The 10,803-nt window shown below is 51.8% G+C and carries 6 protein-coding genes; all 6 read left to right on the top strand.

Going from position 1 to position 10,803, the window contains the following annotated elements; genetic code table 11:
* A partial coding sequence (locus tag KK083_RS13390) for a vitamin B12 dependent-methionine synthase activation domain-containing protein (RefSeq protein ID WP_254163750.1) occupies positions 1-1,665 on the top strand: 1,665 nt, incomplete at its 5' end.
* 69 nt (positions 1,666-1,734) lie between these two features.
* On the top strand, positions 1,735-2,691 hold the full coding sequence (metF, locus tag KK083_RS13385; protein ID WP_254163749.1) for a methylenetetrahydrofolate reductase [NAD(P)H]: 957 nt from the start codon (positions 1,735-1,737) through the stop codon (positions 2,689-2,691).
* Positions 2,692-2,814: 123 nt separating this feature from the next.
* Positions 2,815-2,985, top strand: a complete 171-nt coding sequence (locus KK083_RS13380; RefSeq protein ID WP_254163748.1) for a hypothetical protein — start codon at positions 2,815-2,817, stop codon at positions 2,983-2,985.
* Positions 2,986-3,184: 199 nt separating this feature from the next.
* On the top strand, positions 3,185-5,587 hold the full coding sequence (locus tag KK083_RS13375; RefSeq protein WP_254163747.1) for an ABC transporter permease: 2,403 nt from the start codon (positions 3,185-3,187) through the stop codon (positions 5,585-5,587).
* A 178-nt stretch (positions 5,588-5,765) separates the two neighbouring features.
* Positions 5,766-8,135 carry an ABC transporter permease gene (locus tag KK083_RS13370; RefSeq protein ID WP_254163746.1) on the top strand — a complete coding sequence of 790 codons (2,370 nt, stop codon included), beginning with the start codon at positions 5,766-5,768 and terminating at the stop codon, positions 8,133-8,135.
* A gap of 138 nt (positions 8,136-8,273) precedes the next feature.
* Positions 8,274-10,691 (top strand): ABC transporter permease, encoded by a 2,418-nt coding sequence (locus KK083_RS13365; protein WP_254163745.1) that lies wholly within the window; start codon positions 8,274-8,276, stop codon positions 10,689-10,691.
* Positions 10,692-10,803 lie beyond the last annotated feature (112 nt).

Genomic DNA, 10,803 nt, shown 5'->3' with positions numbered 1-10,803 from the left:
GACCAGGATACCGAAGAAGCGCGCCAGAAATACGGCAGGCCACTCAACGTGATCGAAGGACCGCTGATGGCCGGCATGAATGTGGTGGGCGATCTGTTCGGCGCCGGCAAGATGTTTTTGCCACAGGTTGTGAAGAGCGCGCGTGTGATGAAAAAATCCGTAGCGTACCTGACCCCGTACCTCGAAGAAGAGAAGAAGAAAAACGGAAGCGTCGGCAAGGCTGCCGCCAAGATATTGCTGGCCACTGTTAAAGGCGATGTGCACGACATCGGCAAGAACATTGTTGGCGTGGTGCTGGCCTGCAACAACTACGATATTGTAGACCTCGGGGTAATGGTGCCTACCGAGAAGATCATCGAAGCGGCTAAACGTGAAAAAGTAGACGTGGTAGGTCTTAGCGGACTGATCACTCCTTCGCTCGATGAGATGGTGCATGTAGCCAAAGAGATGCAACGCGAGAAGCTCGGGCTGCCACTGCTGATCGGCGGTGCTACAACCTCGCGCATTCATACCGCGGTGAAGATAGACCCCGCCTATGATGGCCCCGTGGTGCACGTATTGGATGCCTCGCGTTCGGTGCCCGTAGCCAGCGAGCTCATCAACCCCCAGACCCGCGATGCCTTCAAACGCAAAGTGAAGGAAGAGTACGATAAGATGCGGATCGATCACGCCGGCCGCCAGCAGACCAAGAGTTATATTACGCTGAGTGAAGCGCGAGGCAACCGGACCAAGATCGACTGGAGCAGCACCCGTTTTACGAAACCCGCTTTTGTGGGCCGCAAAGAGTTTGTAAGCTATCCGTTGGAGGAGATCCGGAAATACATCGACTGGACACCGTTCTTCCAGACCTGGATGCTGGCAGGCCGTTACCCCGGCATCCTGAAAGACCCGGTAGTAGGTACGGAGGCGAAAAAACTTTTCGACGACGCCAACCGCATGCTGGATGACATTGTGAAGAACAAGAGTCTGCAGGCCAATGGTGTTGTTGCTTTCTACCCGGCCGCCAGCGACGGAGACGATGTGAATTTGTTCAGGAAAGAAGATGACAAGGAAGCGTTTGCCACTTTCCACTTCCTGCGCCAGCAGAATAAGAAGGCACAGAACCTGCCCAACTTTTCACTGGCCGACTTCATCTCGCCCGAAAAAGGAAAAGATTACTTCGGAATGTTCGCTGTCACCGCCGGACTGGGACTTGAGAAGCTCATCGAAAAACACAAAGCGAACCACGACGATTATTCAGACATCATGGCCAAAGCACTGGCAGACCGCCTGGCCGAGGCCTTTGCAGAGTGCCTGCATGAGAAGGTGCGCAAAGAGCTTTGGGGATATGCGAAAGATGAAGGGCTTACCAATGAGCAACTGATCGATGAGGAGTACAAAGGTATTCGTCCTGCGCCCGGCTACCCGGCCTGCCCTGACCATACAGAGAAGAAATTGTTGTTCGAGCTGCTGGAAGCTGATAAGGTAGGCATTACCTTAACAGAGTCTTACGCCATGTATCCCGGCGCGGCGGTGAGTGGTTTTTACTTTTCTCATCCCGAGTCGAAATACTTCGGCCTCGGCAAGATCGAGAAAGACCAGGTGACAGATTATGCGAAGCGCAAAGGTATGAGCGTTGAAGCGATAGAACGATGGCTGGCGCCGAACTTATCTTACGATATTTAAACCACAAAGGGATGACATCCTTCAAAAGGATGTCATCCCTGTAAAAGACCCAACTAAGCGAAACGGCAAATGAAAGTTACAGAGCATTTAAAGAACGCCAACGGAAAGACATTATTCACCATCGAGATCCTTCCCCCGCTGAAGGGTGAGAACATCAAAGTGCTTTTTGACAACATCGATCCCCTCATGGAGTTCAAACCGCCCTTCATTGATGTGACCTACCATCGTGAGGAGTATGTGTACAAGAAGAAAGAGAACGGGTTGCTGGAAAAGCGGTCTACACGCAAACGTCCCGGCACCGTAGGCATCTGCGCGGCCATCCAGAATAAATACAAGGTCGACACCGTTCCCCATATCATCTGCGGCGGATTTACGAGGGAAGAAACGGAGAATGCGCTGATCGATCTTCACTTCCTGGGCATCGATAATGTGCTGGTATTGCAGGGGGATGCGATCAAGAGCGAATCGAGGTTTGTGCCGGAGCCCGATGGCCACCGTTACGCTTCGGACCTGTTGCAGCAGGTGGTGAGCATGAACAAGGGACTCTACCTGGATGAAGACATGCAGAGCGCCACACCCACTAATTTTTGTGTGGGCGTTGCCGGCTATCCTGAAAAACACTTCTCAGCGCCTAACCTGAAGAACGACCTGAAATACCTCAAGCTGAAAGTTGACCTTGGCGCCGAATACATTGTGACGCAGATGTTCTTCAACAACGAGCGATACTTCGAGTTCGTGGACAAATGCCGTGAAGCGGGCATCAATGTACCGATCATTCCGGGCATCAAACCCGTTACAGCCAAAGCCCAGAACACCATCCTGCCAAAAACCTTCCACATCGATATTCCGGAAGAGCTTTCGGAAGCCGTGGAAAATTGTAAGGACAATGCCGCAGTGAAAGAGGTCGGCATCGAGTGGACCATCCAGCAATCCAAAGAGCTGATCAAACGGGGGGTGCCTACGCTGCACTTCTACTCCATGGGTAAATCCGATCCGATCTACCGCATCGCTAAAGAGCTGTTTTAACTTGAAATTGGCAAACCGCCCACAAGGCCCAAAGGCTTTTTTGGCACGTCTATCAAAGGTTAGAATTGTGCAGGCTAACCTTTGATTGGCGTAATCAAAGGTTAGAATGAAGCGATCGAACCTTTGATCGAAGTAATCAAACCCTTGAATGGAGCAATCGAACCTTTGAATGGGATGATCAAACCTTTGAATGAAGTAATCGAACCCTTGAATGGAGCAATCGAACCTTTGAATGGAATGATCAAACCTTTGAATGAAGTAATCGAACCTTATAATGAAGTAATCAAAGGTTAGAATTCTACTTCTGGTTCTTTTTAACTGTTCGCACGCGGACGTTGATGTTCATTCAGGTACATACGAATGCCCTTTTCACGCAGATTCTGAGGGATTTTACGGTCAATTGCACGTATTTTTTCGTGGCACTGTCATTGTAATCGGCTGTCCGGTTCGTCGTAAACCCGAATCTCTCGTCCCTTCAAACGCGTGAATGCCTATGTTTAAGAACTACCTCATCACCACTTTCAGGAACATTTCCAGGAGGAAAGGTTTTTCGATACTCAATGTGCTGGGCCTTTCCATCGGGCTGGCCGCCAGTATCCTCATTCTCCAGTACGTGAAGGATGAATTGAGCTTTGATGATTTTCATAAGAATGCAGCGCGGATCCACCGGGTGAGGTTCGATGCCTACCGCGGTGGTGAGCAGATCTTCAAGTGCGCTACGGCGTTCCCGAAAGTGGCACCCATGCTCAAGGCCGACTTCCCCGAAGTGGAGGATGCTACCAGGCTTTACCTGCGTTATGGCGGAGGCGTGGTGCGGTATGAGGATGTTGCCATCAAGGAAGACAACCTCTTCCAGGCCGAGCAGAATTTCTTTTCCATTTTTTCATATCCTCTCATCGAAGGAACAGCGCGGCTCAATGAACCGAACACCGCCATTGTAGAAAAAGAGACGGCGCGCAAATATTTCGGAGAGGCGAATCCCATCGGCAAACGTGTCAAGTTCGGCGACCGCGAGGAATACGAGATCACCGGTATCATGGAGTCGCCGGCAAACTCACACCTGAAGTTCACATTCCTGTTCTCTTATCCCACGTTGGTTACGCTCTGGGGCAAACAGTTTGACGAAGCCTGGGGATGGTATGATTTCTATAATTACGTTTTATTAAAACCGGGCGCCGACCCCCAGGCACTCGAGGCAAAGTTTCCTGCTTTTATCGACAAGTATGGCAACGGAGAGAAAGAAAGTGAGCGCACCAAATTTGTGCTGCAGCCCCTCGAAGACATTCATTTATATTCAGACCTCATCCAGGAGGCGAGCGTCAATGGCAACGGCGATGCGGTTTACTTTCTCATGGTGATCGCGCTGTTCATCCTGGTGATCGCCTGGGTGAACTATATCAACCTGGCTACCGCGCGCGCTATTGAACGCGCCAAGGAAGTGGGCATCCGCAAATCGATCGGCGCCCACAAGGGACAACTGATCTGGCAGTTCATCGCTGAAGCGGTGGTGATCAACTTTGCCGCGGCCGCTTTCGGACTGGCGATGGTCTACGCGGCCATCCCGCTCTTCAACGAGATGGCAGACAAACATCTTAGCCACAGCATCTTTTACGACAGCAACCTCTGGCTTTCGTTGGCAGTTCTGTTCATGATCGGGTCTTTCCTGTCTGGACTTTATCCCGCATTTGTACTGTCATCTTATCAGCCTGCCAAAGTGCTGAAGGGTGCCATGAAGGGTTCGCGTGAAGGAATGTTCTTACGCAAGGCGCTGGTGGTAGGGCAGTTTGCCGCATCGGTTTTGTTGATCACCGGCACCATCATTGTGTACCGCCAGCTGCAGTTCATGCAGAATCGCGACCTCGGTATCGACATCGATCAAACCCTGGTGATCAATGCCCCGGGTTTCCTCGCCATCGATTCACTTTACGGCAATTACCTGCAGGGCTACCGCAATTCCCTCGAGAACCATCCCGATATCAAAAACTTTACAGCAACCACCGAGGTTCCCGGTAACCTCGTCTTCTGGACCAACGGTGCAAAACGTGTGGGTGACGATGATTCACAGCGGAACATGATGTACCTGATCGGCATCGACCACGAATTCTTTGCCACCTTCGGCAATGAGTTCCTGGCGGGACGCGGATATTCAAAAGAATTCACGGGCGACAACAAGAGCGTGATCGTCAACCGTAAGGCGGTGGAGATCTTCAACCTCAAGTCTCCCGAGCAGGCTGTGGGCCAGCAGATACAGATCGGACGCGATACCCTGAACGTTGTGGGTGTGGTGGAGAATTATCACCAGGAAGGACTGAAGCAGGATTTCCGGCCAACGGCATTCCGGCTGCAAAGCGATGCGCGAAGTTATTTCTGCGTGAAGCTCAATACCAGGAACCTGCCGCAGACCATGGCGTTCCTGAAAGAGAAGTACGCCGCGGTGTTCCCCAACAACCCGTTCGATTATTTCTTCCTCGATACTTTCTTCAACCGCCAGTATAAGAACGAAAGACAGTTCGGAAGTGTGTTCGGCTTTTTTGCGGGGCTGGCTATTTTCGTGGCATGCCTGGGCTTGTTCGGGCTGGCCTCTTTCACGGCCGTGCAACGCACCAAAGAGATCGGCATCCGCAAAGTAATGGGCTCATCGGTGCCCAATATTTTCCTGCTGCTCTCGAAAGATTTCCTGAAGCTTGTGCTCATCGCCAACCTGATCGCCATCCCCCTCATCTGGCTGGTGATGGACCGCTGGTGGCTGAATGCATTTGTGTTCAGGATCGACATCGGCGTTTCGGTTTTTGTGATCGCGGCGCTGCTTACAACGCTGATAGCTTTGATCACCGTCAGTTATCAATCGCTCACGGCTGCAATGGCGAATCCGGTGAAATCATTGCGGTATGAATAGTTGCCAGTTGCCGGTTACCAGTTGCCAGTTTCGTTCGGTGTTATCAACCAAACTGATTAACGACTCGAGTGTACGAAGCTCGCAAATGATACGAACACGATCCCAACCGGGAACCGGCAACTGGCAACCGGCAAACAATTACACAGAACGTTTTGACCATACTTAAACTTCGCCAACCATGTTCAAAAACCATCTTCGTGTAGCTTTCCGGAACATTCTCCGGCAAAAAGTATACAACCTGCTGAATGCGGCGGGCCTTGCCACGGGCATCGCCTGCGGTCTTGTGATAGCACTGCACATCCGCGAGGAGCTGAGCTATGAAAAGGATTTCGACGATTACGAAAAGATCTACCGCGTGCATGAAGATGGCTGGGCGAAGAGCTCTCCCCCGATGGCGCTGGAGATGTCTGCAACCCTTCCGCAGATCCAGGCCATCACCCGGTTTGCCGCGCATGGCACACACGTTGTCAACACAGACGAAAACAATCCCGGTGAAGCGCACGGTTACTTTGCCGACTCCACGGTGTTCGATGTTTTCAGCTACCGGATCGTGGATGGTGACCGCAAGCAGGCCCTCCGAGGTGTCAATACAGTAGTGATCACTGAAAGTATGGCCAGGCGATATTTTGGCGACCAAAGTGCTGTTGGAAAGACCCTCAAGTTCGATAACCGTTCGGAGTTTCCCGTGATTGCAGTGATTCAGGATCCTCCCGTGAACTCTCACATCCGGTTCGACTATCTCATGTCCATGCCTACGTTCTACAAAGAAGTTTCTCCGGACTGGGTCAACAACCGTGGCTGGATGGTGACGTACACGTATGTGAAGTTCAGGAACGAAGCTGACCACAAGGCTGTGCTCGACCTGTGGCCGCAGTTCATCAGAAAATTTTATGAGGGCTACGACAACCTCGACCAAATGGTGGCCAACCAGGTACTGAAATTCACGCCGCTGGCAGACATTCACCTCCGCTCGAACCTCGAACAGGAGATGGGCGCCAACAGCAGCATCCTTTACATCTATATTTTCATCGCGGTGGAGATCCTGATCCTTGTTATAGCCTGCGCCAATTTCACCAGCCTCTTCACCACCCAGGCTATCAAACGTATGAAAGAGGTTGGCATGCGCAAGATCATGGGTGCGAAGCCGCGACAGCTTATGGCGCAGTTCTTCACTGAAGTACTGTTGCTGACCATGGTGGCGCTGGTGCTGGCGATCATCTTTTACCAGGTACTGCTTCCGTTTTACAACACACTGTCAGGAAAGTCGCTGAGCGAATGGCAGATCTTTGAGAAGAAAAACCTCGTGGTGATCGGCAGTATCCTTTTGTTCATTGTGATCGTGTCGGGCGTGTACCCCGCGTTTTTTATCGCCCGTTTCAGGGCCGGCTCATTCCTGAAAGACGACAAGCTTCCGAACTCGATGTCAAGCCGGGTACGTTCGGGGTTGGTGGTATTCCAGTTCATTGTATCCACTTCCCTGATCGCGGCTACCGTACTGGTACAACAGCAAATGGACCTGATGAAGAACAAGGACCTCGGCTTTGACAAAGACCAGGTGATCAATGTCAGGCTCAACGGCTCAACCTTTGCTGAAAGGACTGTTGTAAAGAATGAGCTGCTGAAGAGCGCCGGCATCCTGGCGGTGGGAAGAACGGGAAACATGATCGGCGATAATTTAAGTGTTGAGAGTGTTGTGCCTGAAGGAAAAGAGCAGGAACGGAACGACATTTCGTCGGTACGTGTGATGCGGATCGATGAAGACTACCTCGACGCGATGAACATCAAGCTGGCGGCAGGACGCAATTTCTCTACGGAGTTCAACGACTCGTCTTCGTATATCCTGAACGAAAATGCCGTGAAGGTGCTGGGTCTCACCAACCCTGTAGGACAACGCGTGAACAACGTGACCATGAATCGCCCGGGATATGTTGTCGGCGTGGTGAAAGATTATCACTTTGCTTCGCTTCATAATGTGATCGAGCCTCTGGTGCTGGAGTATAAACCCGAATGGACCGGACTGCTTACGGTGAAGCTGCGCGCCGGCACTACGGAAGAATCGATTGCGTACATGAAGGCAACCGTCGATCGCGTAGCACCGGATGCACTGTTTTCATATGAGTTCCTGGATGAAAGATTAAATATACTTTACAAGTCTGAAGACAATATGGGCAAAGTGTTCAGCTTCTTTTCGTTGCTGGCCATTGTCATTGCCTGCATGGGATTGCTCGGACTTTCGGCGTACACTGTAGAAAGCAGGACCAAAGAGATCGGTATCCGGAAAGTGCTGGGTGCCACGGTTTCGGGCATCATCGCCATGGTGTCATCACAATTCTTCAGGCTTGTGGCCATTGGCTTTATTGTGGCGGTGCCGTTAACGTGGTATGTCATGCATCAGTGGCTGCAGAACTTTGCTTACCACATGGAGATTCAATGGTGGGTGTTTGCCCTTACGGGATTGATGATCTTTATCATTACCCTGGGGGTGATCAGTTTCCATACCGTGGCTGCCGCGGTGAGAAACCCGGTGAAAGCGCTGAGATATGAATAGTCCACGGTCCACTGTCTGTAGACCATGGCCGGGCAGCGCTATGATCCATGCACGGTGCGTTGAGACAGCACAAGTATGCCATGGACCATCGACTATGGACCATGGACTTTAAAGAGAACAAGAATTTCAAATACTAATATGATTTCAAACTACATCAAAATCGCTATCCGTTCACTGCTGAAATTCAAGGGATACGCATCTATAAACCTGATAGGGCTTGCGTTGGGGCTTACGGCTGGCATTATGATCATGCTGTATGTGATGGACGAGCTGTCGTACGATGATTTTCACAGCAAAAGTGACCGCATCTACAGGGTTGAATCGCAATTCATCAGCAGCGATGCCGGGAGCGGCCCGGGAGGGATGGAGACCAACGCCTGGGGTGTGGGCAACGTGTTACGAAAAGATTATCCGGAAGTGGAGGCCGTGCTTTACACGCAGCGTGCAACATCTTTGCTGGTAAGTTATGAAGGAAGAAGGATCCGGGAACAGATCCACTTCGCCAGCCCTGAGTTCTTTGATATTTTCACTTTCCCCCTGAAGCGGGGCAATGCACAAAAAGCATTGAACGAGCCTTATTCCATCGTGATCACCGAGAACATGGAGAAGAAATATTTCAAGGGCGAGGATGCGCTGAACAAAACGCTGGTGCTGGGCGATACCATGCAGTTTGTGGTTACCGGGGTGATGGAGAACCTGCCATCGAACTCACATATTCAGATCGACATGCTCATTTCGTTTTCCACGTTCACCAACGTATTGGTTCCTCAATTCAATTATGAAGATGGGTGGGGAAACATCAACATGCGCAATTATGTATTGCTGAAAGAGGGCACTGATGCGGAAGCCTTTAAAGAGAAAGCGAAAGGCATCTATACAGAACGTGCCGCGGGCATGCTCAGAGATTGGGGCGTGCGTGCCAATGTTGTGTTCATGCCGCTGAACAAGCTTTACCTTACCGCTGCGTCGAATGGCCTCGGCCCCCTGGGAAGTATAGACAGGGTTTACCTGGTCTCGGGCATTGCCGTGTTCGTGATCCTGCTGGCCTGCATCAATTTCATCAACCTGACCACAGCCCGTTCGGTATACCGTGCCAAGGAGGTGGGGTTGCGCAAGGTGGTAGGCTCAACGCGCGAGAGCCTGATCAGGCAGTTCCTCAGCGAGTCGTTTGTGCTTACGCTGATGGCGCTGATCATTGCCATCGCTTTCGCCGGCTTGCTGCTGCCGTTGTTCAATCAGCTGCTGGCCAAGAATTATGTAGTGACGTCGCTGATGCAACCTTCCGTAGCGCTGGGTATTGTTGGGCTGATCCTGGTGGTAACGCTTCTTTCGGGTTATTATCCCGCGCTGGTGATGTCAGGCATGCGCCCTGCCGAAGTATTGAAAGGAAAAATGCAGGCAAGTGCCCGCGGTGGGCAGCTCCGCAGGGTACTCGTGATCTTCCAGTTTGTGATTTCGGTGAGTCTGGTGCTGGGCACACTGATCGTACTGGACCAGCTCAGCTACATGCAACAACAGGAGCTTGGTTTTGCCAAGGATGAGATCTTTGTGGTGAATGCCGCGCGTGCAAAAGCAGCGAACCCCGAGAGCCGGGAAACGTTCGAGGAACAGCTCAAGTCGCTCGCCGTCGTGGAGGATGTTACCTTCACCAACTCGGTGCCAGGCAACCCCGGCTGGGTAGGGCAGGTGGCGTACCCTGAAGGGCGCTCCGGGGAAGAAGCCGTCAGCGTGGAGTACATGGCCATTGACGATCATTATATGAAAACCCTGGGCCTGCAGCTTGTAGCCGGACGTGGCTTCGACGCGCAACGTGAAGCGGAGCTCAAAGACGGACTGGTGCTGAACGAGACTGCCGTATCGATGTTCGGCTGGGCTTCACCTGAAGAGGCGATCGGTAAAAAGATCACATCACCCTCGGGCTATCCGGAAGGAGAGGTGATCGGCGTGGTGAAAGATTATCACCAGCTGGGACTGCAGCAGAAGATCGGCCCCATGGCCATGGACTATGCGCCACGGAACAGCTACCTGTATGCTGTTCGTTATAAGGCGGCCAACACGCAGCAGCTCATTTCGCAGGTGAGCGACCTCTGGCAAAAACATTTCCCGGGCAACGACTTCAACTATTTTTTTCTTGACCAGGATTTCGAAAGGCAATATCAGTCCGAACAAAGGCTTGCGCGTGTATTCGGGCTCTTTGCCACCATTACCATCGTGATCGCAGTGATCGGTTTGCTGGGACTGGTGTCGTTCATGGTGTCATCGCGCACCAAAGAGATCGGTGTGCGGAAAGTTTTGGGTGCTGATGTATTACACATCACCTCCCTGCTCTCGAAGGAGTTTCTCATTTTGGTGGTGGTAGCGAACGTGATCGCTTTTCCGCTGGCCTGGTATTTCGCCGATCAGTGGCTGCAGCATTTTGCCAACAGGGTAGACGTTGACCCGCTGGTATTCGCTGTCACCCTGTTCATCGCTGTCACCATCACGCTGATCACCATCAGCTTCCAGACGGTAAAAGCCGCGATGGCTGATCCGGTGAAGTCGTTGCGGTATGAGTAGTCCACGGTCCACAGTCGACAGTCCACAGCCGGCGATCAACCCTTTGAGAGCTATTCAGGTGGCACGCAAGTCAACCTAGGATGCCACCTCATGAAAAACTCTCAAAGGGTTT

It is taken from the genome of Chryseosolibacter histidinae, from assembly GCF_018598225.1.
GTDB lineage: Bacteria > Bacteroidota > Bacteroidia > Cytophagales > Cyclobacteriaceae > Chryseosolibacter > Chryseosolibacter histidini.
The sequence above is the reverse complement of the archived record's forward strand: the minus strand, read 5'-3'. Positions and strand labels throughout refer to the sequence as shown.